The sequence below is a fragment of the Streptomyces canarius genome (genome assembly GCF_014650735.1).
In the GTDB taxonomy this organism is placed as follows: domain Bacteria; phylum Actinomycetota; class Actinomycetes; order Streptomycetales; family Streptomycetaceae; genus Streptomyces; species Streptomyces olivaceoviridis.
In genome coordinates, this window is sequence record NZ_BMVN01000008.1 from 131,415 (window position 1) to 157,913 (window position 26,499).

The 26,499-nt window shown below is 67.2% G+C and carries 32 protein-coding genes; all 32 read right to left on the reverse strand.

Features of this window, described 5'->3' with window-relative positions; genetic code table 11:
• Positions 1-85 precede the first annotated feature (85 nt).
• A complete protein-coding gene (locus IE294_RS14205) occupies positions 86-748 on the reverse strand; it encodes an adenylate kinase (RefSeq protein ID WP_014674384.1) in 663 nt (220 codons plus the stop codon).
• The gene (gene secY / locus IE294_RS14210) at positions 748-2,061 is read right to left on the reverse strand and encodes a preprotein translocase subunit SecY (RefSeq protein WP_189885905.1); all 1,314 of its coding nucleotides are present in this window, start codon (positions 2,059-2,061) and stop codon (positions 748-750) included. The genes IE294_RS14205 and secY overlap by 1 nt, the downstream gene beginning before the upstream one ends.
• A 188-nt stretch (positions 2,062-2,249) precedes the next feature.
• Positions 2,250-2,705 (reverse strand): 50S ribosomal protein L15, encoded by a 456-nt coding sequence (gene rplO, locus IE294_RS14215; protein WP_014674382.1) that lies wholly within the window; start codon positions 2,703-2,705, stop codon positions 2,250-2,252.
• 2 nt (positions 2,706-2,707) lie between these two features.
• Positions 2,708-2,890: a 50S ribosomal protein L30 gene (gene rpmD / locus IE294_RS14220; protein WP_003998814.1), complete on the reverse strand. Its 183-nt coding sequence runs from the start codon at positions 2,888-2,890 to the stop codon at positions 2,708-2,710.
• Positions 2,891-2,892: 2 nt separating this feature from the next.
• Positions 2,893-3,498 carry a 30S ribosomal protein S5 gene (rpsE, locus tag IE294_RS14225; protein ID WP_019753099.1) on the reverse strand — a complete coding sequence of 202 codons (606 nt, stop codon included), beginning with the start codon at positions 3,496-3,498 and terminating at the stop codon, positions 2,893-2,895.
• Between the two features lie 36 nt (positions 3,499-3,534).
• Complete coding sequence (gene rplR, locus IE294_RS14230; protein WP_058081557.1) at positions 3,535-3,918, reverse strand: 50S ribosomal protein L18; 384 nt, start codon at positions 3,916-3,918, stop codon at positions 3,535-3,537.
• A gap of 3 nt (positions 3,919-3,921) precedes the next feature.
• Positions 3,922-4,461 carry a 50S ribosomal protein L6 gene (rplF, locus tag IE294_RS14235; protein WP_031167089.1) on the reverse strand — a complete coding sequence of 180 codons (540 nt, stop codon included), beginning with the start codon at positions 4,459-4,461 and terminating at the stop codon, positions 3,922-3,924.
• Positions 4,462-4,485: 24 nt separating this feature from the next.
• Positions 4,486-4,884, reverse strand: a complete 399-nt coding sequence (gene rpsH / locus IE294_RS14240; protein ID WP_014674378.1) for a 30S ribosomal protein S8 — start codon at positions 4,882-4,884, stop codon at positions 4,486-4,488.
• A gap of 211 nt (positions 4,885-5,095) precedes the next feature.
• Positions 5,096-5,281, reverse strand: coding sequence for a type Z 30S ribosomal protein S14 (locus IE294_RS14245; protein WP_003948630.1), 186 nt, complete (start codon positions 5,279-5,281; stop codon positions 5,096-5,098).
• A 5-nt stretch (positions 5,282-5,286) separates the two neighbouring features.
• Positions 5,287-5,844, reverse strand: coding sequence for a 50S ribosomal protein L5 (gene rplE / locus IE294_RS14250; RefSeq protein ID WP_030345436.1), 558 nt, complete (start codon positions 5,842-5,844; stop codon positions 5,287-5,289).
• Positions 5,844-6,167, reverse strand: coding sequence for a 50S ribosomal protein L24 (gene rplX, locus IE294_RS14255; RefSeq protein ID WP_014674376.1), 324 nt, complete (start codon positions 6,165-6,167; stop codon positions 5,844-5,846). Before rplX ends, rplE begins: the two co-directional genes overlap by 1 nt.
• 2 nt (positions 6,168-6,169) lie before the next feature.
• Positions 6,170-6,538 carry a 50S ribosomal protein L14 gene (gene rplN, locus IE294_RS14260; protein ID WP_003998823.1) on the reverse strand — a complete coding sequence of 123 codons (369 nt, stop codon included), beginning with the start codon at positions 6,536-6,538 and terminating at the stop codon, positions 6,170-6,172.
• A gap of 133 nt (positions 6,539-6,671) precedes the next feature.
• On the reverse strand, positions 6,672-6,956 hold the full coding sequence (gene rpsQ / locus IE294_RS14265; RefSeq protein ID WP_014674375.1) for a 30S ribosomal protein S17: 285 nt from the start codon (positions 6,954-6,956) through the stop codon (positions 6,672-6,674).
• Positions 6,956-7,180, reverse strand: coding sequence for a 50S ribosomal protein L29 (gene rpmC, locus IE294_RS14270; protein WP_003974259.1), 225 nt, complete (start codon positions 7,178-7,180; stop codon positions 6,956-6,958). Before rpmC ends, rpsQ begins: the two co-directional genes overlap by 1 nt.
• Positions 7,180-7,599, reverse strand: a complete 420-nt coding sequence (gene rplP / locus IE294_RS14275; protein ID WP_009190136.1) for a 50S ribosomal protein L16 — start codon at positions 7,597-7,599, stop codon at positions 7,180-7,182. The genes rpmC and rplP overlap by 1 nt, the downstream gene beginning before the upstream one ends.
• A 5-nt stretch (positions 7,600-7,604) precedes the next feature.
• The gene (gene rpsC, locus IE294_RS14280; RefSeq protein WP_014674374.1) at positions 7,605-8,426 is read right to left on the reverse strand and encodes a 30S ribosomal protein S3; all 822 of its coding nucleotides are present in this window, start codon (positions 8,424-8,426) and stop codon (positions 7,605-7,607) included.
• Entirely contained in the window at positions 8,426-8,773 is a 348-nt protein-coding gene (gene rplV, locus IE294_RS14285) for a 50S ribosomal protein L22 (RefSeq protein ID WP_006130776.1), read from the reverse strand. Before rplV ends, rpsC begins: the two co-directional genes overlap by 1 nt.
• 43 nt (positions 8,774-8,816) lie before the next feature.
• Complete coding sequence (rpsS, locus tag IE294_RS14290; RefSeq protein ID WP_030641188.1) at positions 8,817-9,098, reverse strand: 30S ribosomal protein S19; 282 nt, start codon at positions 9,096-9,098, stop codon at positions 8,817-8,819.
• A 12-nt stretch (positions 9,099-9,110) separates the two neighbouring features.
• On the reverse strand, positions 9,111-9,947 hold the full coding sequence (gene rplB, locus IE294_RS14295) for a 50S ribosomal protein L2 (protein WP_041665436.1): 837 nt from the start codon (positions 9,945-9,947) through the stop codon (positions 9,111-9,113).
• A gap of 38 nt (positions 9,948-9,985) precedes the next feature.
• Positions 9,986-10,405: a 50S ribosomal protein L23 gene (gene rplW, locus IE294_RS14300; protein ID WP_103812796.1), complete on the reverse strand. Its 420-nt coding sequence runs from the start codon at positions 10,403-10,405 to the stop codon at positions 9,986-9,988.
• A complete protein-coding gene (gene rplD / locus IE294_RS14305) occupies positions 10,405-11,061 on the reverse strand; it encodes a 50S ribosomal protein L4 (protein WP_189885907.1) in 657 nt (218 codons plus the stop codon). Before rplD ends, rplW begins: the two co-directional genes overlap by 1 nt.
• A gap of 8 nt (positions 11,062-11,069) precedes the next feature.
• Complete coding sequence (gene rplC / locus IE294_RS14310; protein ID WP_014674369.1) at positions 11,070-11,714, reverse strand: 50S ribosomal protein L3; 645 nt, start codon at positions 11,712-11,714, stop codon at positions 11,070-11,072.
• Positions 11,715-11,730: 16 nt separating this feature from the next.
• On the reverse strand, positions 11,731-12,039 hold the full coding sequence (gene rpsJ, locus IE294_RS14315; protein ID WP_003948644.1) for a 30S ribosomal protein S10: 309 nt from the start codon (positions 12,037-12,039) through the stop codon (positions 11,731-11,733).
• 446 nt (positions 12,040-12,485) lie between these two features.
• The gene (locus IE294_RS14320) at positions 12,486-15,542 is read right to left on the reverse strand and encodes a glycosyl hydrolase 115 family protein (RefSeq protein ID WP_189885909.1); all 3,057 of its coding nucleotides are present in this window, start codon (positions 15,540-15,542) and stop codon (positions 12,486-12,488) included.
• A 111-nt stretch (positions 15,543-15,653) separates the two neighbouring features.
• A complete protein-coding gene (locus tag IE294_RS14325; RefSeq protein WP_268252787.1) occupies positions 15,654-16,406 on the reverse strand; it encodes a hypothetical protein in 753 nt (250 codons plus the stop codon).
• Positions 16,407-16,584: 178 nt separating this feature from the next.
• The gene (gene tuf, locus IE294_RS14330) at positions 16,585-17,778 is read right to left on the reverse strand and encodes an elongation factor Tu (RefSeq protein WP_014674366.1); all 1,194 of its coding nucleotides are present in this window, start codon (positions 17,776-17,778) and stop codon (positions 16,585-16,587) included.
• A gap of 156 nt (positions 17,779-17,934) precedes the next feature.
• A complete protein-coding gene (fusA, locus tag IE294_RS14335; RefSeq protein WP_189885911.1) occupies positions 17,935-20,061 on the reverse strand; it encodes an elongation factor G in 2,127 nt (708 codons plus the stop codon).
• 39 nt (positions 20,062-20,100) lie between these two features.
• Positions 20,101-20,571: a 30S ribosomal protein S7 gene (rpsG, locus tag IE294_RS14340; RefSeq protein WP_014674364.1), complete on the reverse strand. Its 471-nt coding sequence runs from the start codon at positions 20,569-20,571 to the stop codon at positions 20,101-20,103.
• Between the two features lie 2 nt (positions 20,572-20,573).
• On the reverse strand, positions 20,574-20,945 hold the full coding sequence (rpsL, locus tag IE294_RS14345; RefSeq protein WP_003948652.1) for a 30S ribosomal protein S12: 372 nt from the start codon (positions 20,943-20,945) through the stop codon (positions 20,574-20,576).
• A 271-nt stretch (positions 20,946-21,216) separates the two neighbouring features.
• A complete protein-coding gene (locus IE294_RS14350; RefSeq protein WP_189885912.1) occupies positions 21,217-21,639 on the reverse strand; it encodes a hypothetical protein in 423 nt (140 codons plus the stop codon).
• Positions 21,640-21,655: 16 nt separating this feature from the next.
• Positions 21,656-22,450 (reverse strand): hypothetical protein, encoded by a 795-nt coding sequence (locus IE294_RS14355; protein WP_189885915.1) that lies wholly within the window; start codon positions 22,448-22,450, stop codon positions 21,656-21,658.
• Positions 22,451-22,536: 86 nt separating this feature from the next.
• The gene (locus IE294_RS14360; protein WP_189885917.1) at positions 22,537-26,436 is read right to left on the reverse strand and encodes a DNA-directed RNA polymerase subunit beta'; all 3,900 of its coding nucleotides are present in this window, start codon (positions 26,434-26,436) and stop codon (positions 22,537-22,539) included.
• Between the last annotated feature and the right edge of the window lie 63 nt (positions 26,437-26,499).

Below are 26,499 nucleotides of genomic sequence, written 5' to 3' on the forward strand. Positions count from 1 at the left end.
TCCGTCACTCACATCGACTGGGTACCTGTACAACAGTACGGCCGCGGCACCCTCGGCAGGGCACCGCGGCCGGAAGGGCCGGGAGCTACTTCTCGGCCTTCTCGCGCTTGAGGGCCTCCAGCGCCCGCCGCGTGATCTCGTCCACCGGGCCCAGGGAGGAGATCGTCACGACCAGGCCCTGCGCCTTGTAGTAGTCGATGATCGGCTCGGTCTGCGTGTGGTAGACCTCCAGCCGCTTGCGGACGGTCTCCTCGGAGTCGTCGTCGCGCTGGTACAGCTCGCCGCCGCAGACGTCGCAGACACCCTCCTGCTTCGGCGGGCTGTACGTCACGTGGAAGACGTGGGAGGAGTCGTTCCGGCAGATGCGCCGGCCGGCGATGCGCTTGACGACCTCGTCCTCGGGGACCTCCAGGTCCAGCACGGCGTCCAGCGTGATGCCCTCGGTCCGCAGCAGCTCGTCCAGCGCCTCCGCCTGCGAGACGTTGCGCGGGAAGCCGTCCAGCAGGAAGCCGTTCTCCGCGTCCGGCTGCTCCATGCGGTCCTTGGCCATCGCGATCGTCACCTCGTCGGGCACGAGGTTGCCGGCGTCCATGTAGGACTTCGCGAGCTTGCCCAGCTCCGTCTGCCGACTGATGTTGGCCCGGAACAGGTCGCCCGTGGAGATGTGCGGGACACCCAGCTTCTCAGCGAGCCGGACGGCCTGCGTTCCCTTACCGGCACCCGGCGGCCCGACGAGGACGATACGCATCAGCGGAGGAACCCTTCGTAATTGCGCTGCTGGAGCTGGCTCTCGATCTGCTTCACCGTCTCGAGGCCGACACCCACGATGATCAGGATGCTGGTCCCGCCGAAGGGGAAGTTCTGGCTTGCTCCGAAGCCCACCAACGCCAGTGTCGGTACGAGAGCGATCAGACCCAGATACAGCGAACCCGGCCAGGTGATCCGGTTGAGCACGTAGCTCAGGTACTCAGCGGTCGGTCGGCCAGCCCGGATGCCCGGGATGAAGCCACCATACTTCTTCATGTTGTCGGCTACTTCCTCGGGGTTGAAGGAGATCGCCACATAGAAGAACGCGAAGAAAACGATGAGCAAGAAGTACGAAGTGATGTAAATCGGGTGGTCGCCCTTGGTGAGGTTCTGCTCGACCCAGGTCTTCCAGCCCGACTTGCCTCCCGCGAACTGCGCCACGAGCGCCGGGATGTAGAGCAGCGAGGAGGCGAAGATGACGGGAATCACACCCGCCTGGTTCACCTTGAGCGGGATGTACGTGGACGTGCCACCGTAGGAACGGCGTCCGATCATGCGCTTCGCGTACTGCACCGGGATGCGGCGCTGGGCCTGCTCGACGAAGACGACGAGCGCGACCATGACCAGGCCCACCGCGATGACGGTGCCGAACTCGATCCAGCCGCCGGCCAGCGTGCCCTGCTTCTTGATGGCCCACAGCGCGGACGGGAAGGTCGCGGCGATCGAGATGAACATCAGGATCGACATGCCGTTGCCGATGCCGCGGTCGGTGACCAGCTCGCCGAGCCACATCACGACGGCCGTGCCCGCGGTCATGCAGATGACCATGGTGATCGTGGTGAAGATCGCCTGGTCCGGGACGATGCTCGTGGCGACCGAGCAGCCGCTGAAGAGCGCGCCGCTGCGGGCGGTGGCGACGAGGCCGGTGCCCTGGAGGATGGCGAGCGCCACGGTGAGGTAGCGGGTGTACTGCGTGATCTTCGCCGTGCCGGCCTGGCCCTCCTTCTTCAGGGCTTCCAGGCGCGGGATGACCACGGTCAGCAGCTGAAGGATGATGCTGGCCGTGATGTACGGCATGATGCCGAGCGCGAAGACCGTGATCTGCAGCAGCGCGCCACCACTGAACATGTTCACGAGGCCGAACAGGCCCTGGTTGCCCTGGGCCTCGTTCACACAGGTCTGGACTGCCTTGTAGTTCACGCCGGGGATCGGGACGTGGGTACCGACCCGGTAGACCACGATGATGCCCAGCGTGAAGAGCAGCTTCTTGCGCAGGTCGGGCGTCCTGAACGCCCGGGCGAACGCGGTGAGCACGGTGCCTCCTGCGACCCCCGCGCAACTGCGTCAAGGGTGACGGTCTGAGTTCGACGAATACGAAAAAGAACAGTGCAGGCCACCTTACCGGCGACACTGCCCCCCTAGGAACGACCAACCGGGGATACCTCATTGTGAGGTATCCCCGGTCGGGATCGTTTACGTCATCGAGAAGTCGTCCGAAGGACTCAGACGAGCTCGGTGACCGTGCCGCCGGCGGCGGTGATCTTCTCCTTGGCGGAGCCGGAGACGGCGTCGACCGTCACCTGGAGCGCCACGGAGATCTCGCCCTGGCCGAGGACCTTGACGAGGCTGTTCTTGCGAACGGCACCCTTGGCGACGAGACCCTCGACGGTGACCTCGCCACCCTCCGGGTACAGCGCGGCCAGCTTGTCGAGGTTCACGACCTGGTACTCGGTCTTGAACGGGTTCTTGAAGCCCTTCAGCTTCGGGAGGCGCATGTGCAGCGGCATCTGGCCGCCCTCGAAGCGCTCCGGAACCTGGTAGCGGGCCTTGGTGCCCTTGGTACCACGACCGGCCGTCTTACCCTTCGACGCCTCACCACGACCCACACGGGTCTTGGCGGTCTTGGCGCCCGGGGCGGGACGGAGGTTGTGGATCTTGAGCGGGTTCTGCTCCGCCATGATCAGTCGACCTCCTCGACCGTCACGAGGTGGCGGACGGTGTGCACCATTCCGCGGAACTCGGGGCGGTCCTCCTTGACGACCACGGTGTTGATCCCCTTGAGACCAAGCGACCGCAGGGTGTCACGGTGGTTCTGCTTGCTGCCGATGTAGGACTTGACCTGCGTGATCTTGAGCTGCGCCATGATTACGCACCCGCCCCGGCACGCGCACGCAGCAGGGCCGCGGGAGCGACGTCCTCGAGCGGCAGACCACGGCGGGCCGCGATCTCCTCGGGACGCTGAAGACCCTTCAGGGCCTCCACGGTCGCGTGCACGATGTTGATGGCGTTGTCGGAGCCGAGCGACTTCGACAGCACGTCGTGGATACCGGCGCACTCCAGCACGGCACGCACCGGACCACCGGCGATAACACCGGTACCCGGGGACGCGGGCTTGAGCAGCACGACGCCGGCAGCCTTCTCACCCTGGATGGGGTGCGGGATGGTGCCCTGGATCCGGGGGACCTTGAAGAAGTGCTTCTTGGCCTCCTCAACGCCCTTGGCGATGGCGGCCGGCACCTCCTTGGCCTTGCCGTATCCGACACCCACGGTGCCGTCACCGTCGCCCACCACGACCAGCGCGGTGAAGCTGAAGCGACGACCACCCTTCACAACCTTGGCGACGCGGTTGATCGCGACGACGCGCTCGACGTACGCGGTCTTCTCGGCGGCAGCAGCGCCGCCGTCACGGCCCTTCCGGTCCCGCCGCTCGCCGCCACCGGCACCGCTTCCGCGGCGCTGGGGTCCAGCCATTGGATTACCTCTCTCTTTCCGCTAGCTACAAGCGGCTCAGAACTTGAGCCCGGCTTCGCGGGCGGCGTCCGCCAGGGCGGCGATGCGCCCGGCGTACTGGTTGCCACCACGGTCGAACACGACGGCCTCGACACCGGCGGCCTTGGCACGCTCGGCGACCAGGGCGCCGACCTGCTTGGCCTGCGCGGACTTGTCGGTCTCGCCGCCACGGATCGACGCGTCCAGGGTGGACGCCGACGCCAGGGTGTGACCCTTCAGGTCGTCGATCACCTGCGCCACGATGTGGCGGTTGGAGCGGGTCACGACCAGACGGGGACGCTCCGCCGTACCGGAGATCCGCTTGCGGATCCGGATGTGACGGCGCTTGATCGCGGCGCGCTTGTAGGCGTCGCCCTTGAGGATCTTCTGCCCGTATGCCATGGCTTACTTACCCGCCTTTCCGACCTTGCGGCGGATGACTTCGCCCTCGTACTTGACGCCCTTGGCCTTGTACGGGTCGGGCTTGCGCAGCTTGCGGATGTTGGCCGCAACCTCGCCGACCTTCTGCTTGTCGATGCCCTCGACCGAGAAACGGGTCGGGGTCTCCACCTTGAAGGTGATGCCCTCGGGGGCCTCGACCAGGATCGGGTGGCTGTAACCGAGAGCGAACTCCAGGTTCGAACCCTTGGCGGTCACTCGGTAACCGACACCGCTGATTTCGAGCTTCTTCACGTAACCCTGGGTCACGCCGGTGATCATGTTCGCCACCAGCGTGCGGGAGAGGCCGTGCAGGGCCTTGCTCTGACGCTCGTCGTTCGGGCGGGTCACCTGGAGGGTGCCGTCCTCGCCCTTAGCGATGTCGATCGGCGCGGCAACGGTGTGGGTCAGCGAGCCCTTGGGGCCCTTGACCGCGACCGTCCGGCCGTCGATGGTGACGTCCACGCCGGCGGGAACCGCGATGGGGAGCTTGCCGATGCGCGACATAGCTGTTTCCTCCGTTCCCTTCTGCTACCAGACGTAGGCGAGGACTTCCCCACCCACGCCCTTCTTGCCGGCCTGCTTGTCGGTGAGGAGCCCGTGCGACGTGGAGATGATCGCCACGCCGAGGCCGCCGAGCACCTTCGGCAGGTTGGTGGACTTCGCGTACACCCGGAGACCGGGCTTGGAGATCCGCTTGATGCCCGCGATGGAGCGCTCACGGTTGGGGCCGAACTTCAGCTCCAGGACGAGGTTCTTGCCGACCTCGGCGTCCTCGACCTTCCAGCCCGTGATGAAGCCCTCCTGCTGGAGGATCTCCGCGATGTGAGACTTGATCTTGGAGTGCGGCATCGACACCGAGTCGTGGTACGCCGAGTTCGCGTTCCGCAGACGCGTCAACATGTCTGCGATCGGATCAGTCATGGTCATGAATTGGCCTGTGGCCTTTCTCGCCGGGGTTTCCTATATGCGCCATCCCTCTCCCCGTACATGGACGGGACGGGTGCGGCGCGGGGACCTACGGCGTAGTAAGTCGTTCAGGGCGGCAGAGGCCCAACCCTCCTAGCCTAAGCCATGAGGGCAGGCGCCCCTGCCGTCCCGGTTGCTTACCGAGAGGTCCAGGTATCCCTAAAAGTCGGGATTACCAGGAGCTCTTGGTCACGCCCGGCAGCTCGCCACGGTGAGCCATCTCACGAAGGCACACGCGGCACAGGCCGAACTTGCGGTACACGGAGTGGGGGCGACCGCAGCGCTGGCAGCGGGTGTAGCCACGCACACCGAACTTGGGCTTGCGAGCAGCCTTCGCGATGAGAGCCTTCTTCGCCATCTCGCTCACGCCTCCTTGAACGGGAAGCCGAGGTGACGGAGAAGGGCACGGCCCTCTTCGTCGTTGGTCGCCGTGGTCACCACGGTGATGTCCATACCCCGGACACGGTCGATCTTGTCCTGGTCGATCTCGTGGAACATGACCTGCTCCGTGAGACCGAAGGTGTAGTTGCCACGGCCGTCGAACTGCTTGGGGGACAGGCCGCGGAAGTCGCGGATGCGCGGCAGCGCGAGCGACAGGGTGCGGTCCAGGAACTCCCACATGCGGTCGCCACGAAGCGTGACGTGGGCACCGATCGGCTGACCCTCACGCAGCTTGAACTGCGCGATGGACTTGCGGGCCTTGGTGACGGCCGGCTTCTGACCGGTGATCGTGGTGAGGTCGCGGATGGCGCCCTCGATCAGCTTGGAGTCGCGGGCGGCGTCGCCCACACCCATGTTGACCACGATCTTGACGAGGCCCGGGACCTGCATGACGTTCTCGTACTTGAACTCGTCACGCAGCTTGCCCGCGATCTCCTCGCGGTACTTCTGCTTCAGACGCGGAGTGGTGGTGGTAGCCATCAGATGTCCTCACCCGTCCGCTTGGCAACGCGGATCTTGTTGCCCTCTTCGTCGAAGCGGTAGCCGACACGCGTGACGACCTTCTGGCCGTCCTTCTCCACGACCAGCTGGACGTTGGACACGTGGATCGGGGCCTCGGTGGTCACGATGCCGCCGGCCTGGGAACCGCTGGCGGTCGGACCGGCCTTGGTGTGCTTCTTGACCCGGTTGACACCCTCGACCAGGACACGCTCCTCGCGCGGGTAAGCGGCAATGACCTTGCCCTGCTTGCCCTTGTCCTTGCCGGTGATGACCTGGACCAGGTCGCCCTTCTTGATCTTCATGCTTACAGCACCTCCGGAGCCAGCGAGATGATCTTCATGAACTTCTTCTCGCGCAGCTCACGCCCGACCGGGCCGAAGATGCGGGTGCCGCGAGGGTCGCCGTCGTTCTTCAGAATGACGGCGGCGTTCTCGTCGAAGCGGATGTACGAGCCGTCCGGGCGGCGGCGCTCCTTGACGGTGCGAACGATGACCGCCTTGACGACGTCACCCTTCTTCACGTTGCCACCGGGGATCGCGTCCTTGACGGTGGCGACGATGACGTCACCGATGCCCGCGTAGCGGCGACCGGAGCCACCGAGCACACGGATGCAAAGGATCTCCTTCGCACCAGTGTTGTCGGCGACACGCAGTCGCGACTCCTGCTGGATCACGTCTATCTCCTGATCGTCTGCCGGTTCCCGGCAGGGGCTGCCCTTTCAGGGGGAGCCCCTGCCGAGCCTGGCGGAACTGACCTGCGGGGTCTGCCCCGCAGGAATACCTTGCGTAAGGAGTTCCCTTACGGAACTACTTGGCCTTTTCGAGGATCTCGACGACGCGCCAGCGCTTCGTCGCGGACAGCGGCCGGGTCTCCATGAGGAGGACGCGGTCGCCGACGCCCGCAGCGTTCTGCTCGTCGTGGGCCTTGAGCTTGTTCGTACGGCGGATGACCTTGCCGTACAGCGCGTGCTTCACACGGTCCTCGACGGCGACGACGACGGTCTTGTCCATCTTGTCGCTGACGACCAGACCCTCACGGGTCTTGCGGAAGCCTCGGGCTTCGGTGTTCTCAGTCACGTTGCTCTCGCTCATCAGGCGCTCTCCACCGTCTCGATGCCCAGCTCGCGCTCACGCATCAGGGTGTAGATCCGCGCGATGTCCTTGCGGACGGCCTTCAGCCGACCGTGGTTCTCGAGCTGACCCGTCGCCGCCTGGAAGCGGAGGTTGAACAGCTCTTCCTTGGCCTCGCGGAGCTTCGCCAGAAGCTCCTCGTTGCCCAGCTCGCGCAGCTCGGACGCCTTGGTACCGGCCGACATCACGCTTCACCTGCCTCGCGCTTGACGATCCGGCACTTCATCGGCAGCTTGTGGGCCGCACGCGTCAGCGCCTCACGGGCGATCTTCTCGTTGGGGTACGACAGCTCGAACATGACGCGTCCGGGCTTGACGTTGGCGATCCACCACTCCGGAGAACCCTTACCGGAACCCATGCGGGTCTCGGCCGGCTTCTTGGTGAGGGGACGGTCCGGGTAGATGTTGATCCAGACCTTGCCGCCACGCTTGATGTGACGGGTCATCGCGATACGAGCCGCCTCGATCTGGCGGTTCGTCACGTAGGCCGGGGTCAGCGCCTGGATGCCGTACTCGCCGAACGCAACCTGCGTCCCACCCTTGGACATACCGTTGCGCTTCGGGTGGTGCTGCTTGCGGTGCTTGACCCTACGGGGGATCAGCATGACGGTCAGGCCTCCGTTCCGGTGCTCTCAGCCGGAGCGGCGGCGGGAGCCTCGGCCTTGGGGGCCTCGGCGCCGGCAGCCTGCTGCGGCTTGCGACCGCGCCGCTCGCCACCGCGGCCACCACGGGCCGGGCGGTCGGCGCCACCGCGGGCCGGGCGGTTACCCGCACGGGCGGCAGCGTTCTCGGCGCGGACCTCGGCGATGTTCTTGACGTCGCCCTTGTAGATCCAGACCTTCACACCGATGCGGCCGAAGGTCGTCTTGGCCTCGAAGAAGCCGTAGTCCACGTTCGCGCGGAGCGTGTGCAGGGGCACACGGCCCTCGCGGTAGAACTCCGAGCGGGACATCTCGGCGCCGCCGAGGCGGCCACCGCACTGGATCTTGATGCCCTTGGCGCCGGCCTTCATGGCGGACTGCATGCTCTTGCGCATGGCCCGACGGAAGGAGACGCGGGAGGAGAGCTGCTCGGCGACGGCCTGGGCCACGAGCTGAGCATCCGTCTCGGGGTTCTTGACCTCGAGGATGTTCAGCTGGACCTGCTTGCCCGTGAGCTTTTCGAGGTCACCGCGGATGCGGTCGGCCTCGGCGCCACGGCGGCCGATGACGATGCCCGGACGAGCGGTGTGGATGTCCACACGCACGCGGTCACGGGTGCGCTCGATCTCGACCTTGGAGATGCCGGCGCGCTCCATACCGGACGTCATCATCCGACGGATGGCGACGTCTTCCTTGACGTAGTCCTTGTACAGCTTGTCGGCGTACCAACGCGACTTGAAGTCGGTCGTGACACCGAGCCGGAACCCGTGCGGGTTTACCTTCTGGCCCATTACCGGGTTCCTTCCTTGCTGCTGACGACCACGGTGATGTGGCTGGTCCGCTTGCGGATCCGGTAGGCACGGCCCTGGGCACGCGGACGGAACCGCTTCAGGGTCGGGCCCTCGTCGACGTAGGCCTCGGAGATGAAGAGGCTGTCGACATCGGTGTGGTCGTAGTTGTGCGCGGCGTTGGCGATGGCGCTGTCCAGCACCTTGCCCACCGGCACCGAGGCGGCCTGCGGAGCGAATCGCAGGACGGCCTGGGCCTCCGTGGCGTCCATGCCACGGATGAGGTCCACCACGCGGCGGGCCTTCATGGGCGTGACGCGGATGTACCGCGCCTGGGCCCTGGCTTCCATGGTTGTCCCTTCAGTTACTTACGTGTCTGAATGCGATCCGCTGCTAGCGGCGCTTCGACTTCCGGTCTTCCTTGACGTGGCCCCGGAAGGTGCGCGTCGGCGAGAACTCGCCGAGCTTGTGGCCGACCATCGACTCGGTGACGAACACCGGGATGTGGGTCTTGCCGTTGTGCACCGCGATCGTGTGGCCGAGCATGGCCGGGACGATCATCGAGCGACGGGACCAGGTCTTGATGACGTTCTTGGTGCCGGCTTCGTTCTGCGTGTCCACCTTCTTCATCAGGTGGTCGTCGACGAAGGGCCCCTTCTTCAAGCTACGAGGCATCTCAACCCGTCCTTAGCGCTTCTTGTTCGTCTTGCGGCGGCGGACGATGTACTTGTTCGACGCCTTCTTGGGCGAACGAGTACGGCCTTCCTTCTTGCCCCACGGGGACACAGGGTGGCGACCACCGGAGGTCCGGCCCTCACCACCACCGTGCGGGTGGTCAACCGGGTTCATGACCACACCACGGACGGTCGGGCGAACGCCCAGCCACCGCTTGCGGCCCGCCTTGCCCCAGTTGATGTTGCTCTGCTCGGCGTTGCCGACCTCGCCGACGGTGGCGCGGCAGCGCGCGTCCACCATGCGGATCTCACCGGACGGCATACGGAGGGTCGCCATGGCGCCCTCACGGGCGAGCAGCTGCACCGAGGCACCCGCGGAGCGGGCGAACTTGGCACCGCCACCGGGACGGAGCTCGATCGCGTGGATCGTGGTACCGACCGGGATGTTGCGGAGGGCCAGGTTGTTGCCCGGCTTGATGTCGGCCCCGGGACCGTTCTCCACGGTGTCGCCCTGCTGGAGGTTGCGCGGGGCGAGGATGTAGCGCTTCTCGCCGTCGGCGTAGTGCAGCAGCGCGATGCGCGCGGTGCGGTTGGGGTCGTACTCGATGTGCGCGACCTTCGCCGGCACGCCGTCCTTGTCGTGACGACGGAAGTCGATCACACGGTAGGCGCGCTTGTGTCCGCCACCCTGGTGGCGAACGGTCACACGACCGGCGTTGTTACGGCCGCCCTTGCTGTGCAGGGGACGGACCAGCGACTTCTCCGGCGTGGACCGCGTGACCTCGACGAAGTCGGCGACGCTGGCGCCACGACGGCCCGGCGTAGTCGGCTTGTACTTGCGGATTCCCATTTCTCAGTCCTCGTCCGATATCGGACGATCCGACCCGCTTACGCGGTCGGACCGCCGAAGATGTCGATACGGTCGCCCTCGGCGAGGGTCACGATCGCGCGCTTGGTGCCCGCGCGCTGGCCGAAGCCGGTGCGGGTCCGCTTGCGCTTGCCCTGGCGGTTGATCGTGTTGACCCCGGTGACCTTGACGTCGAAGACCGCCTGGACGGCCTGCTTGATCTGGGTCTTGTTGGCGTTCGGGTCGACGATGAACGTGTACTTGTTCTCGTCGAGGAGCGCGTAGCTCTTCTCGGAGACGACCGGCTTCAGCAGGACGTCACGGGGGTCCGTGTACGACTTGCTGAGCGGGGTCTCGACGGTGTTCTTGCCCTCGGCGGCGTGACGGCGCGCCTTGGCGACGCGCGCGGCCTTGGCGGCCTTGGCGGCCTTCGAGGCAATGGCGGGGTGACGGATGGCCATCAGACCTCGCTCCCTTCGGTGTCGTTGGCCTTGTTCGGGCCGGCGACGAAGGACTCGAAAGCGGTCTGGGTGAAGACCACGTCGTCCGAGACGAGAACGTCGTACGTGTTCAGCTGGCCCGGCTCCAGGATGTGGACCTGGGGCAGGTTGCGGGCGGACAGCCACGCGGCCTCGTCGGCGCGGTCGACGACCAGGAGCAGGTTCTTGCGCTCCGAGATCTTGCCGAACAGCGACTTGGCGGCCTTGGTGCTGGGGCTCCCGCCCTCGACCACGCCGGAGACGACGTGGATGCGGTTGTGACGCGCCCGGTCGGTGAGGGCACCGCGCAGGGCGGCGGCCTTCATCTTCTTCGGGGTGCGCTGCGAGTAGTCGCGCGGCACGGGACCGTGCACGACGCCACCACCGGCGAACTGCGGCGCGCGGGTCGAACCCTGGCGGGCGCGACCGGTGCCCTTCTGGCGGTACGGCTTCTTGCCGCCACCACGGACTTCACCGCGGGTCTTGGTCTTGTGCGTGCCCTGACGGGCAGCGGCCAGCTGCGCGACGACGACCTGGTGGATCAGCGGAACGCTGACCTTGGCGTCGAAGATCTCCGCGGGGAGCTCGACGGAACCGGCCTTCTCGCCCGCCGGCGAAAGGATGTCAACAGTGCTCATCGGTTACCTCAGGCCCCCTTGGCCGCGGTGCGGACCAGGACGAGGCCGCCGTTCGGACCGGGAACCGCGCCCTTGATGAGCAGCAGACCCTTCTCCGCGTCAACGGCGTGGACGGTCAGGTTCTGGGTGGTGACCCGCTCGTTGCCCATGCGACCCGCCATGCGGAGGCCCTTGAACACACGGCCCGGGGTGGCGCAGCCACCGATGGAACCGGGGGAGCGGTGCTTGCGCTGGGTGCCGTGTCCGGCGCCGAGGCCACGGAAGTTGTGGCGCTTCATGACACCGGCGAAGCCCTTGCCCTTGCTCTTGCCGGTGACGTCGACCTTGACGCCGGCCTCGAACACCTCGGCGGTGATCTCCTGGCCGAGGGTGTACTCGCTGGCGTCAGCGGTACGGATCTCGACGAGGTGGCGGCGCGGGGTGACGTCGGCCTTGGCGAAGTGGCCCTTGAGGGGCTTGTTCACCTTGCGCGGGTCGATCTCGCCGAAGGCGATCTGGACCGACTCGTAGCCGTCGACGTCGTTCGTACGGACCTGGGTGACGACGTTGGGGCCGGCCTTGACGACGGTGACCGGAACAACACGGTTGTTCTCGTCCCACACCTGCGTCATGCCGAGCTTCTCGCCCAGGATGCCCTTGATCTGCTTAGCCATTCTCAGCCCACCAGCCTCAGAGCTTGATCTCGATGTCGACACCGGCCGGGAGGTCGAGTCGCATCAGAGAGTCAACGGTCTTGGGGGTCGGGTCGAGAATGTCGATCAGGCGCTTGTGCGTGCGCATCTCGAAGTGCTCGCGCGAGTCCTTGTACTTGTGCGGCGACTTGATGACGCAGTACACGTTCTTCTCAGTGGGCAGCGGCACCGGGCCCGCGACCGACGCACCGGTACGGGTCACCGTCTCGACGATCTTCTTCGCCGAGGAGTCGATGACCTCGTGGTCGTAGGCCTTGAGCCGGATGCGGATCTTCTGTCCCGCCATGGCTACTCAGTAGTCCTGTCTCTTCTCACGCTCTGGAACCCGGTGGTTCCTGCTTCCTCGTTCTCCGACCCACGCGGTCGGGTGTGTCGCACTCCCGCTGACACGGATGCCCCTTGTTCGAACATCCCTGCGGGATTGACACGGCCCTTCCGGAACCGCGGACCGGGGACCTCGGGCCCACCGGGCGCCTGGCCGGTGCCGCGCCCACGCTTCCCGGAAGATTCCCGTACGTCCGTCCCAGTGCTGCCCGAGGGCAGTTAGGACGACGAGTACTGTGGGACTCGCTTCCGGTCCTCCCGGCGGGAGGCGCGCAGCATCAACACTCGACCGAGCAACTCGGACAGTCTGCCATATGGGGCAGCGCCTCCGCCAATCGAGCCGAAGAGATTACCCCGAAGGTGACGTAGGTCAAACCGGGGTCGGCGGGCAGGGCCGGTCCAGCCGGTCTACGCGTGCTCGTCCCCCGCCCGCAGGCTCTCCAGCGGCCCCAGGTACAGCTCCGGCAGCCCGCCCGTGTCGATCAGCAGGCGCTGCACCACCACCGTCGGGTCCACCATCCAGACCTTCAGCCGGTGGACGCCCGGCTCCGTCACGGTGTGCGTGGTCGCCGTCGCGTTGACGTTGTCCGAGGTGTGCCGGGCCCAGACCGTGTTCAGCGCGCCGTCGTCCGCGCCCGCCGTGATGTCCACGGTCCGGATCGGGCCGTCGTCCAGCGAGACGCCGTAGCGCAGGCCGAAGACGCCGGGGACGGCCGGGTTCCGGGGGGACAGATGGGCCCAGACCGTCACCTCGCCGGGGGCGGACAGCAGCGTCACCTCGTACTCCAGGCGAGGTGTGTCGCCGCCCGGGGTACGGCTCGGGGACGTCACCGGCCACGGGGTCATGCCCGCGCCGGTCCGTCCGATGCCGTCGATACGGCGCCACGGCCCGACCGCCCGGTCGTAGTGCCCGGCGTCGATCGCCACGTAGCCGCCGGCCTCCACGAAGCCCCGCGGCTCCACCCCCGACGGGCGCTCCGCCACGCACCGCACCGGCACCGCCGTCCCCGCCCCGCGCACCGTCAGGGTCGCCTCCGCCCGGTCGGCGGGCAGCCGTGACCAGTCCACCCGTACCTCCAGGCGGACCTGCTGGTCCACCCGGCCGCGCGGGCGGTCCACCCGCAGCCAGGGCGCCGAGACCGAGACCTCGTACGGGAAGGGCGTACGGCCCCGGTTGAAGATCTCCACGTACTGCTGCGGGCGGGTCTGGTACGGGCTGAACGGCGGCAGGGACGCGGTCGAGGAAGAACCTCCCGGCCACCACTCCCCCGCGTCCTGCGCGCCGTCCACCGACACGCCCAGCTCCGCCGCCCCGGGCACGTCGATGCGCCGTACCGCCGGGAAGAGGACGTCGGGCAGGGCGACGTTGTCCTTCTCCGGCTGCTGCCAGCCCGCGTTGGGGCCGTAGCGGTCGACGTCCCCGTAGTCGATGTGGGGCTGGGTCTGGAAGCCCTGCCATTTGCCGTCGGCGACACGGGAGTTGAAGCGGTCGGCGAGGGCGAGGTCCTGTCCGAGGGCGGCTTCCGCCTGTGCCGCGCGGTCGTTCGTCGCGGCCCGGCCCTGCGCCGCGTACAGCAGGTTCGTGAACTCCGCTTCCCGCAGCGCGTACAGGTTCGCGGTCGCCGTGACCGCGTAGCCGGCCAGTTCGAACCACGCGTCCCGCAGCCGCTCCGGCAGTCTGCGCTCGACGCGTTCCGCGCGGCGGCCCAGCGCGCGCCACTCCTCGGTGACCCGTTCCAGTTCCCGGTGCGCGAAGTAGTACGGGCTCTGCCGGTCGTCGTACACGACCTGGTCGCCGGAGAGGGTGATCCGGCGGTTCAGCAGCTCCGGCTTGCGGCGGGCCTGGAGCCGGCCGTAGGCCGCCAGCAGCGACGCGATCTCCTTCGCCTGCGCCTCGCCGAAGTTCTGGCGGGCGTAGCGCTCCTCCCACGCCCCGAGACGCTCCAGCGGCCAGGCGTCGGGATTCCAGGCGTAGTCGAGGAAGAACTCCGTCGGCAGTTCGTTGCCCTTCAGGTCACCGACGTTGACCACCCACAGGCCGTGGTTGCCGTAGGCGTGGGCCTGGTGGAGCTGGTCCCAGACGTTCCGGAGGTTCGCGGTGTCGACCCACTTGTAGTTGCGGCCGGCGCCGACGTAGTCGAAGTGGTAGTAGAGGCCGTACCCGCCGGCGCGGGAGCCGTCCGGGTGCTTGCGGATGTTGCCCCAGTTGTCGTCCGTGAGGACCACGGTGACGTCGTCCGGGGCGCGCAGGCCCCGGTCCCAGTAGCGCTGGACCTCCTTGTAGAGGGTCCACACCTGGGGGGTCTCGGCCGCCGGCCTGCCGGTCACCTCCTCGATGATGCGGCGCTGGTCGGCGATGATCTGCTGCATCAGTTCGATGCCGTCGCCGTCGGGCAGGCCGGTGTCGCCGTTGCCGCGCATGCCGAGGGTGACGACGCCCTCGAAGCCCTGGTCGACCATGCGCTGGATGCCGGCGCGCCAGTACGCGCGGATCGCCTCCGGGTTGCGTCGGTACGACCACTCGCCCGTGCCTTCGTAGGGGTCGGTCCCGGAGCCGGCGTGCCGGTTCCACTCCTCGATGCCCCGCATCATCGGCGCCTCGTGGGACGTACCCATGACGATGCCGTACTCGGCCGCGCGCCGGTGGTTGTCCGGGTCGTCCTCCGCGAACGCCCGGCCCCACACCGCCGGCCACAGGTAGTTGCCCTTCAGGCGCAGCAGGACCTCGAAGACCTTCGCGTAGAAGTCGGCGGTGAAGCCGCCGGGGTAGCCCGGTGCCTTCCCCTGGCCGAAGTAGGCCGGTGCCCAGGTGCCGAGCGCCGGGTTCTCGTCGTTGATGAAGACGCCCCGGTACTTCACCGCCGGCGTCCCCTGGGTGAAGCGGCCGGCCTTCACCCAGACCGCGTCGCGCCGGGCCGGCGGTACGTCGTCCCACCAGTGCCAGGGCGAGACCCCGATGCCGTACGAGACGTCGTACGCCCCGAAGATCGTGCCCCGCGGGTCGCTGCCCGCGATGACGAACGCCCGCTCCACACCGGGCATCGGGTGCTCCACGACCGTCTGGAGCGAGGTCTCCCAGCTGCCCCGCACGCCCGTGACGTCGAGCTTCCCGGACCGGATCAGGCCGTCGACGAGCGGGCTGCGGCCGATCGTGCCGAGCAGGACCGGGTAGCGGCCGATCGTCGTGCCGGGGCGGACGCCGGTCACGCGCGCGAGGTCGTCCCGGAGGTCCCCGGCCACCCGCACGACCCCGGGGTGGTCCTCCGCGCTCACCACCACGGGGGCGCCGACCAGGGAGAACACCCCGCCCGTGAACGAGATGTACGCCCCCGGGTCCGTCACCTGGAGCCCGTCCCCCGGAGCGGCGGACGCGGTCCCGGGGACCCCCACGGGCATCGCGGCCAGTCCGGCGCCCAGGACCGTCCCGCCGAGCACCGTCCTGCGGCTGACGTGCGCAGACGACATACCTCACCCCTCCAGCCCCTCCGGCATCTATTTGCTCACCGGCATGACAAATAGTGGGGGGACGCGGCGCCGGGGGGAACGGGTCGTACGCGCCGAATAGTTTCGGAGCCGTCAGTACGCCGCGCCCGCGAGCATGAAGGACTCCTCCGGCACCAGATTGTCGGCGCTGAGCAGGTTGCCGCCCAGCGGGAGGCCGATCGCCCTGCGCTGCGCTCCGATCCCCGGGTCACGCACCGACACGGTCAGGGTGTAGGCCGGCTGTCCGGTGATGGTGTTCGAGGAGTCGATCGGCGCCTGGAGCCGCCGCATCACGTCCCTCGCGTCCTGCCCGGGGCACAGCGCCTCCAGCGGCAGGGACAGCTCGGCGCTGTCACCGGTGCCGGACTTCGGGGCGGAATCCCAGGTGACGGGCAGGCCGTGCGCTCCGCCGACCAGCCCCCGCGGCCCCTCGATCTCCACGGCGACACCCTCGCCGCCCAGGGTCCGCGACAGCTCCGGCGACCCCTTGGGACCCGGTGCGAAGAGCAGGCCGATGGTGAAGCGGCCGGGGGCGCGGGACGGCTTCTCGTAGCCGTAGGAGCCGAGGACGAGCCGCGGGCCGGGCACCGGGGCCGGGGACTCCGCCGCAGGGGGTGCCGACGCGGACGCGGGCAGCGGGAAGTAGTGGTAGCCCTTGACCCCGCACCGGTCGCCGTCGGAGAAGCCGCCTCCCGGCAGCGCGATCGTGCGGGCCGGGCCCGTCACGGCCGAAGCGCCCCAGGAGAACAGGCCCTGCTGCCACGCCATGGCGATCACCACGGCCCCCACGGCCAGCCAGGGGACGACGGTTTGCAGCCCCGCGTGTATCAAGGTCCTCTTCCTCACCCGGAGAACCGTATGCGGTCCCCCGGCGGGCCACACGAAGAGGCCCGGTGGGGCACGCGAAGAGGCCCGTGGACATACGAAGAGGCCCGTACGACCGGAGTCGTACGGGCCTCTCGCAGGTCGAGACCTTCGGGTCAGGGACTGACCCTCAAGCCATCATGCCCCAAGCAAGCGGAACTTACTTGACGATCTTGGTGACCTGGCCGGCGCCCACGGTGCGGCCACCCTCACGGATGGCGAACTTCAGGCCCTCTTCCATGGCGACGGGCTGGATGAGCTCCACCTTCATCTCGGTGTTGTCACCCGGCATGACCATCTCGGTGCCCTCGGGGAGGGTCACCACGCCGGTCACGTCCGTCGTGCGGAAGTAGAACTGCGGACGGTAGTTGTTGAAGAACGGCGTGTGGCGGCCACCCTCGTCCTTGGACAGGATGTAGGCCTGCGCCTCGAACTCGGTGTGCGGGGTGACCGAGCCCGGCTTGATGATGACCTGGCCGCGCTCGACGTCCTCGCGCTTGATGCCACGGAGGAGCAGACCGACGTTCTCACCGGCCTGGCCCTCGTCGAGCAGCTTGCGGAACATCTCGATGCCGGTGACCGTGGTGGTGGTCTTCTCGGTCTTGATGCCGATGATGTCGACGGTCTCGTTGACCTTGAGGACACCACGCTCGATACGGCCGGTGACGACCGTACCGCGACCGGTGATCGTGAAGACGTCCTCGATCGGCATGAGGAACGGCTTGTCGACGTCGCGCTCCGGCTGCGGGATCGACTCGTCGACGGCCTTCATCAGGTTGAGGACGGAGTCCACCCACTCCTGCTCGCCCTCAAGGGCCTTGAGCGCGGAGACCTTGACGACCGGAACGTCGTCGCCGGGGAACTCGTACTCGGAGAGGAGCTCACGGACCTCGAGCTCAACGAGCTCCAGGATCTCCTCGTCGTCCACCATGTCGGCCTTGTTCAGGGCGACGACGATGTACGGAACGCCGACCTGGCGGGCCAGGAGCACGTGCTCCTTGGTCTGCGGCATCGGGCCGTCGGTGGCGGCGACCACGAGGATGGCGCCGTCCATCTGCGCCGCACCCGTGATCATGTTCTTGATGTAGTCCGCGTGACCCGGGCAGTCGACGTGGGCGTAGTGACGCGCCTCGGTCTGGTACTCGACGTGCGCGATGGAGATGGTGATACCGCGCTGACGCTCCTCAGGAGCCTTGTCGATGTTGTCGAACGGGGTGGCCTCGTTCAGGTCCGGGTACGCGTCGTGCAGCACCTTGGTAATGGCGGCCGTGAGGGTCGTCTTACCGTGGTCGATGTGACCGATGGTGCCGATGTTGACGTGCGGCTTAGTCCGCTCGAACTTCGCCTTCGCCACTGGGGTCCTCCTGTGGAGTGGTTCTGTACGCCTTACTTCATCGGCGCCAGGTGATCTTTGCTGTAAAGGCCCGGAACCCGGGGCAAACGCTCGCGATTGCGGACGTTTGCCCCTGGAGGCTCCGGAGTCAAGCCTACGGCGTGTGAACGCGGTGCGTTACTCGCCCTTGGCCTTCGCGATGATCTCCTCGGCGACGTTCCGCGGAACCTCGGCGTAGGAGTCGAACTGCATCGAGTAGCTTGCGCGACCCGACGTCTTGCTGCGGAGGTCGCCGACGTAGCCGAACATCTCCGACAGGGGCACGAGGCCCTTCACGACGCGGGCACCAGCCCGCTCCTCCATGGCCTGGATCTGGCCACGGCGGGAGTTGATGTCGCCGATGACCTCACCCATGTAGTCCTCGGGCGTGGTGACCTCGACGGCCATCATCGGCTCAAGGAGCACAGGGCTGGCCTTGCGCGCGGCCTCCTTGAAGGCCTGCGAACCGGCGATCTTGAACGCCAGCTCGGAGGAGTCCACCTCGTGGTAGGCACCGTCGAGCAGCGTGACGCGGACACCGGTCATCTCGTAACCGGCGAGGATGCCGAACTGCATGGCCTCCTGCGCACCGGCGTCGACCGAAGGGATGTACTCCTTCGGCACGCGGCCACCGGTCACCTTGTTGACGAACTCGTACGAGGCGTCGCCGCTCTCGATCGGCTCGACCGCAATGATGACGCGGGCGAACTGACCGGTACCACCCGTCTGCTTCTTGTGGGTGTACTCGACCTTCTCGACCGCCTTGCGGATGGTCTCGCGGTACGCCACCTGCGGCTTGCCGACGTTGGCCTCGACCTTGAACTCACGGCGCATACGGTCGACGAGCACCTCGAGGTGCAGCTCGCCCATACCGCCGATGATGGTCTGGCCGGTCTCCTCGTCCGAGTGGACCTGGAAGGACGGGTCCTCCTCGGCCAGGCGCTGGATCGCGACGCCCAGCTTCTCCTGGTCGCCCTTCGACTTGGGCTCGATGGCGACCTGGATGACCGGCGCCGGGAAGTCCATGGACTCCAGGATCACCGGCTGCTTGTCGTCGGACAGCGTCTCACCGGTGGTGGTCTGCTTCAGGCCCATGACGGCGACGATGTCGCCGGCGCCCACCGACTCGATCTCCTCACGCTTGTTGGCGTGCATGCGGTAGATCTTGCCGATGCGCTCCTTCTTGCCCTTGACGGAGTTCAGCACAGAGCTGCCGGACTCCAGGCGGCCGGAGTACACGCGGACGAAGGTGAGCTTGCCCAGGTGCGGGTCGCTCATGATCTTGAACGCCAGCGCGGACAGCGGCTCCTCGTCGGACGGCTTGCGCTTGATGACCGTCTCCGGGTCCTTGACGTCGTGGCCCTCGATGGCCTCGATGTCGACCGGGGACGGCAGGTAGCGCACGACCGCGTCGAGCAGGGGCTGGACGCCCTTGTTCTTGAACGCGGTGCCACAGAACACCGGGGTGACCGTGGTGCCGGTGCCCTTGCCGGAGGCGATGGTGATACGACGGATCGCGGCGTACAGCTGCTCCTCGGTGGGCTCCTCGCCCTCCAGGTACAGCTCCATGATCTCTTCGTCGTTCTCGGCGACGGCCTCGACCAGCTTGCCGCGCCACTCCTCGGCGGCCTCGGTGTGCGTGGCGGGGATGTCGACGGTGTCGTACATCTCGCCCTTGGTCGCCTCGGCCGACCAGACCAGGGCCTTCATCTTCACCAGGTCGACGACGCCCTTGAAGTCCGCCTCGGCACCGATCGGCAGCTGCATGACCAGCGGCTGCGCGCCCAGACGGTCGGAGATCATGTCGACACAGCGGTGGAACTCGGCACCGGTGCGGTCGAGCTTGTTGACGAAGCAGATACGCGGAACGCCGTAGCGGTCCGCCTGACGCCACACCGTCTCGGACTGGGGCTCCACGCCGGCGACGCCGTCGAACACCGTGACAGCACCGTCGAGCACGCGCAGGGAGCGCTCCACCTCGACGGTGAAGTCGACGTGACCCGGGGTGTCGATGATGTTGATGGTGTGGTCGACGTCTTCCAGCGACCAGTGACAGGTGGTGGCAGCAGAGGTGATCGTGATGCCACGCTCCTGCTCCTGCTCCATCCAGTCCATGGTGGCAGCGCCGTCGTGGACCTCACCGATCTTGTAAGACACACCGGTGTAGAACAGGATCCGCTCGGTGGTGGTCGTCTTGCCCGCGTCGATGTGGGCCATGATCCCGATGTTTCGGACCCTGGCCAGGTCAAGTGAAGTGGTAGCCATAAGGCTTCAGTCTTCTCTCGGTCTCGATGTGGGTAGCGACTACCAGCGGTAGTGCGCGAAGGCCTTGTTGGACTCGGCCATCTTGTGGGTGTCCTCGCGCTTCTTCACGGCCGCACCGAGGCCGTTGGAGGCGTCGAGAAGCTCGTTGAGGAGGCGCTCGGTCATGGTCTTCTCGCGACGGGCGCGGGAGTAACCGACCAGCCAGCGCAGCGCCAGGGTGTTGGCACGGCCGGGCTTGACCTCGACCGGCACCTGGTAGGTGGCGCCACCGACACGGCGGGACTTGACCTCAAGGGTCGGCTTGATGTTCTCAAGAGCGCGCTTGAGCGTGATGACCGGGTCGTTGCCGGTCTTCTCGCGCAGGCCCTCCATGGCGCCGTAGACGATGCGCTCGGCGGTGGAGCGCTTGCCGTTCAGCAGCACCTTGTTGATCAGGGAGGTCACCAGAGGAGAGCTGTAGACCGGGTCGATGATGACCGGGCGCTTCGGGGCGGGGCCCTTACGAGGCATTCTTACTTCTCCTTCTTGGCGCCGTAACGGCTGCGAGCCTGCTTGCGGTTCTTGACACCCTGGGTGTCGAGCGAGCCGCGGATGATCTTGTAGCGAACACCCGGCAGGTCCTTCACACGGCCGCCGCGCACGAGCACGATGGAGTGCTCCTGCAGGTTGTGTCCCTCACCCGGAATGTAAGCGGTGACCTCGATGCCGCTGGTCAGACGCACACGCGCGACCTTGCGGAGGGCCGAGTTCGGCTTCTTCGGGGTGGTCGTGAACACACGCGTGCAGACGCCACGACGCTGAGGGGAACCCTCGAGTGCGGGCGTCTTGTTCTTCTCGACCTTGTCCTGCCGGCCCTTGCGGACCAGCTGCTGGATCGTAGGCACTACTTCTCCGGTTTCTGTGTGCCGATGGGTACAGCTAACCTGGAACGTCGCCGACCCACGCGGTCGGGTGTGTCGAATCCGTCAGACTCCCGCCGCAAGACGGAAAGGGCGCAGATTACGGTGGCCGGTCGCGGCTCGCCATGCGGTTTGCAGGCACGCACAGGAGCCAGGGCACACCCCAGGCACAAGGTCTGAGCGTACCTACCTCATTCGCTGCGGTCAAAACAAATGGGGTGGGCAGCGACACGCCAGCTCTTGACAGGGCCGGCATTCAACCGGCTGAGTGCGCCAGGTAGTCACGGATCAGCTTGACGTCTTCTTGATCCTTCCGCCTCCCCAGCCGCTCCTTCCAGGTCAGGACCTCATACAGCGGCGAGAAGGGAATCCCCTCCACCAGTTCCGCGCTCTCGATCATCCGATCGGGATCGGGGGACCCCGGCAGCCAGCGGTCGAAGACCTCTATGTCTCCGTCGAAGAGCGACACCAGGCGGCCGAACCCGGAAGGCGGCACCTCCGGATCCCCGAGCCGCAGGACGGCCTCCCAGGCGTCTCCCCTGGCGACGACATCCAGATCGTGTACGACGCTCCGCAGGCCGTGCGCGAGGAGCGGGCCGCTGCCTGCCACCACGTAATCGGCGGTCGGCAGCTTGAGCGAGCACAACTCACGGATCAGAGGGTGGCCGGCCAGCTCCAAAGCATCTCCCCGGCTCCTAGAGGACTGGCAGCCCGACCGCCGAGCGTGCGGCCATGCTCATCGCCAACGCTGCTATGACACTGGCCAGGGTACCGATCAGAAAGTATTCGGACGCGTGCTTGCCGTGTTCGGCACTCGGGACCCGGGCCAGTGACTTCGCCGCGAGGACCAGGGCGGCCGCTTCTGGCTGGCCGGCTGCGAGGAAGGCGAAGAGAAGCCCTCTCTCTAGTCTCCCGATGGCCGACCCGCCGTTCATGAACTCCATCGCGGCCGATCGCTGAGGTCCCTCCTCCAACGCCTCTATCTCGCGCCGGACCGGCTCTGTAGCGGTCTTCGCCAGCGTGCCGCCCCCGAAGACCGCGATGAGCAGCGCGGAGACGAACACGGCCGTGCGGTCACTTCTGAGTAGTTCCACCAGGAGGGAGAACGACCTTTCGCCGACAGTCCAGCCGGACAGGAGCAGCGCCGCCGCGAGAGCGGCCATACCGAGTCGCCTCGGCGGGGCAAGCGCCCCGGACGTCCACAACCGCATATCCGGGAATCCCGACCGCCAAGGGTTCTCGGGGCGCTGCCAGAGCATCACCCCCAGAGCCGCCAGGACGGCCGCGGAGAGTGCGATCCAGGGCCGCAGGCGATCCATGTAGGGGAAGACGGTGTAAGCGCTCCAGACAAGCACCACGACGGCCGCCGGGCCGGGCCGCGTGCGCTGCCAGCCCAGCCCCAGAGGCACCACCAAGGCGGCCGTCAGACCGAAGAAGACACGGGCCGTCTCCACCAGATATTCCCCCAACACCCTTTTCACACTGGGCACTTGGCCTGCGGAGAACATCGTGCCCGAACACGCCGAAGGGCGGCCACCCCGCAAGGAGTGGCCGCCCGTCAGTTCAAGCTGCTCGCTTACTGGTTGTACGGACCGTAGTCGTAGTCCTCCAGCGGCACGGCCTGGCCGGAGCCCGTGCCGAACGGCGAGTAGTCGATGTCGTCGTAGCCGACGGCCGAGTACATCGCGGCCTTGGCCTCCTCGGTCGGCTCGACCCGGATGTTGCGGTAGCGGGACAGACCCGTACCGGCCGGGATGAGCTTACCGATGATGACGTTCTCCTTGAGGCCGATGAGCGAGTCCGACTTGGCGTTGATCGCCGCGTCGGTGAGGACTCGCGTCGTCTCCTGGAAGGACGCCGCCGACAGCCAGGACTCGGTCGCCAGCGAGGCCTTGGTGATACCCATCAGCTGCGGACGACCGGAGGCCGGGTGACCGCCCTCCTGGACCACACGACGGTTCTCCTGCTCGAAGCGGGAGCGCTCGACCAGCTCGCCGGGCAGCAGCTCGGCGTCGCCGGACTCGATGATCGTCACGCGGCGGAGCATCTGCCGGATGATGATCTCGATGTGCTTGTCGTGGATCGACACACCCTGCGAGTTGTACACCTTCTGGACCTCGCCGACCAGGTGGACCTGGACGGCACGCTGACCCAGGATGCGCAGCACGTCGTGCGGGTTGGTGGCACCCACGGTGAGCTGCTGGCCCACCTCGACGTGGTCGCCCTCGCGGACCAGGACCTTGGCACGCTTCGAGATCGGGTACGCCGTCTCGTCGCTGCCGTCGTCCGGGGTGACGACGATCTTCTTGGTCTTCTCGGTCTCCTCGATCCGGACGCGGCCGGAGGCCTCGGAGATCGGGGCGACACCCTTCGGGGTACGGGCCTCGAAGAGCTCGACGACACGCGGCAGACCCTGGGTGATGTCGTCACCGGCCACACCACCGGTGTGGAAGGTACGCATCGTCAGCTGGGTACCGGGCTCACCGATGGACTGGGCGGCGATGATGCCGACCGCCTCACCGATGTCGACCAGCTTGCCGGTGGCCAGCGAGCGGCCGTAGCACATCGCGCAGGTACCGACGGCGGACTCGCAGGTCAGGACCGAGCGGGTCTTGACCTCCTCGACGCCACGGCCGACGAGCTCCTCGATGAGGACGTCGCCCAGGTCGGTGCCGGCCGGGGCCAGCACCTGGCCGTCGACCACGATGTCCTCGGCGAGGCAGCGCGCGTACACGGACGTCTCGACGTCGTCCGCCTTGCGCAGCACGCCGTCGGCGCCACGGTCGGCGATCCGCAGCCGCAGGCCACGGTCGGTGCCGCAGTCCTCCTCGCGGATGATGACGTCCTGGGAGACGTCGACCAGACGACGGGTGAGGTAACCCGAGTCGGCGGTACGCAGAGCGGTGTCCGCCAGACCCTTACGGGCACCGTGCGTGGAGATGAAGTACTCCAGCACGGACAGACCCTCACGGAACGAGGCCTTGATGGGCCGCGGGATCGTCTCGTTCTTCGCGTTCGACACCAGACCACGCATACCGGCGATCTGCCGCATCTGCATCATGTTTCCTCGGGCACCCGAGTCAACCATCATGAAGATGGGGTTCGTCTTGGGGAAGTTCTCGTTCATCGCCTCGGCGACCTCGTTGGTCGCCTTGGTCCAGATCGCGATGAGTTCCTGAGTGCGCTCTTCCTTGGTGATGAGACCGCGCTCGTACTGCTTCTGGACCTTCTCGTCCTGCGCCTCGTAGCCGCGGACGATCTCCTTCTTCGCCTCGGGAACGACGACGTCGGAGATGGCCACGGTGACACCGGAACGGGTCGCCCAGTAGAAGCCGGCCGCCTTCAGGTTGTCGAGCGTCGCCGCCACGATGACCTTCGGGTAGCGCTCGGCGAGGTCGTTGACGATCTCGGAGAGCTGCTTCTTGCCCACCGAGTAGTCCACGAACGGGTAGTCCTCGGGCAGCAGCTCGTTGAAGAGCGCGCGGCCCAGGGTGGTGCGCAGGCGGAAGGAGTCACCCTGCTGCCACTCGGGCTCACCCTCCTCGCGCGCCGGCGGGGTCCAGCCGCGCGGCGGGATGGTGCCCACCGGGAAGCGGATGTCCACGGCCGACTGGAGCGCGAGCTCGCCGGCGTCGAACGCCATGATCGCCTCGGCCGTGGAGCCGAACGCGCGGCCCTCGCCCTTGGTGTCACGCAGCTCGCCGTCGGTGGTGAGGAAGAACAGACCGAGGACCATGTCCTGGGTCGGCATCGTCACCGGACGGCCGTCGGCCGGCTTGAGGATGTTGTTCGAGGACAGCATCAGGATGCGGGCCTCGGCCTGCGCCTCCGCGGACAGCGGCAGGTGCACGGCCATCTGGTCACCGTCGAAGTCCGCGTTGAACGCGGTGCAGACGAGCGGGTGGATCTGGATGGCCTTGCCCTCGACCAGCTGCGGCTCGAAGGCCTGGATGCCGAGGCGGTGCAGGGTGGGCGCACGGTTCAGCAGCACCGGGTGCTCGGCGATGACCTCTTCGAGGACGTCGTACACGACGGTGCGACCGCGCTCCACCATGCGCTTGGCGCTCTTGATGTTCTGCGCGTGGTTCAGGTCGACCAGGCGCTTCATCACGAACGGCTTGAAGAGCTCCAGCGCCATGGCCTTGGGCAGACCGCACTGGTGCAGCTTCAGCTGCGGGCCGACGACGATGACGGAACGCGCCGAGTAGTCGACTCGCTTGCCGAGCAGGTTCTGACGGAAGCGACCCTGCTTGCCCTTCAGCATGTCGGACAGCGACTTCAGCGGACGGTTGCCGGGGCCCGTGACCGGGCGACCACGACGGCCGTTGTCGAAGAGCGCGTCGACGGCCTCCTGGAGCATGCGCTTCTCGTTGTTCACGATGATCTCGGGGGCACCGAGGTCGAGGAGGCGCTTCAGGCGGTTGTTGCGGTTGATGACACGGCGGTACAGGTCGTTCAGGTCGGAGGTCGCGAAGCGGCCACCGTCCAGCTGCACCATCGGACGCAGGTCCGGCGGGATGACCGGGACGCAGTCCAGGACCATGCCCTTGGGGCTGTTGGAGGTCTGGAGGAACGCGGAGACGACCTTCAGCCGCTTCAGGGCACGGGTCTTCTTCTGGCCCTTGCCGGTGCGGATGATCTCGCGGAGACGCTCGGCCTCTTCCTCCAGGTCGAAGGACTCCAGGCGCTTCTGAAGCGCCGCGGCGCCCATCGAGCCGTCGAAGTAGGTGCCGAAGCGGTCGCGCAGCTCGCGGTAGAGCAGCTCGTCGCCCTCCAGGTCCTGGACCTTGAGGTTCTTGAACCGGTTCCACACCTCGTCGAGGCGGTCGATCTCGCGCTGCGCGCGGTCGCGCAGCTGCTTCATCTCGCGCTCGGCACCCTCGCGCACCTTGCGGCGCACGTCGGCCTTGGCGCCCTCGGCCTCCAGCTCGGCCAGGTCGGACTCAAGCTTCTTGGCACGGCCCTCCAGGTCGGCGTCCCGGCGGTTCTCGATCTGCTGACGCTCGACCGAGACGTGCGCCTCCAGGGAGGGCAGGTCGCGGGTACGACGCTCCTCGTCGACGTACGTGATCATGTACGCGGCGAAGTAGATGACCTTCTCAAGGTCCTTCGGCGCCAGGTCCAACAGGTAGCCGAGGCGCGAGGGGACACCCTTGAAGTACCAGATGTGCGTGACGGGGGCGGCCAGCTCGATGTGGCCCATCCGCTCACGGCGCACCTTGGCACGCGTGACCTCGACGCCACAGCGCTCGCAGATGATGCCCTTGAAGCGGACGCGCTTGTACTTGCCGCAGTAGCACTCCCAGTCCCGGGTCGGACCGAAGATCTTCTCGCAGAAGAGTCCGTCCTTCTCGGGCTTGAGGGTGCGGTAGTTGATGGTCTCGGGCTTCTTGACCTCGCCGTGGCTCCACTGACGGATGTCGTCAGCGGTGGCCAGGCCGATCCGGAGCTCGTCGAAGAAGTTGACGTCGAGCACTATGCGTCAATCCCTCTCAGGGTCGTTAAGTCTGTGGTCTGAAACGGGGGCCTGGGGGTCGGC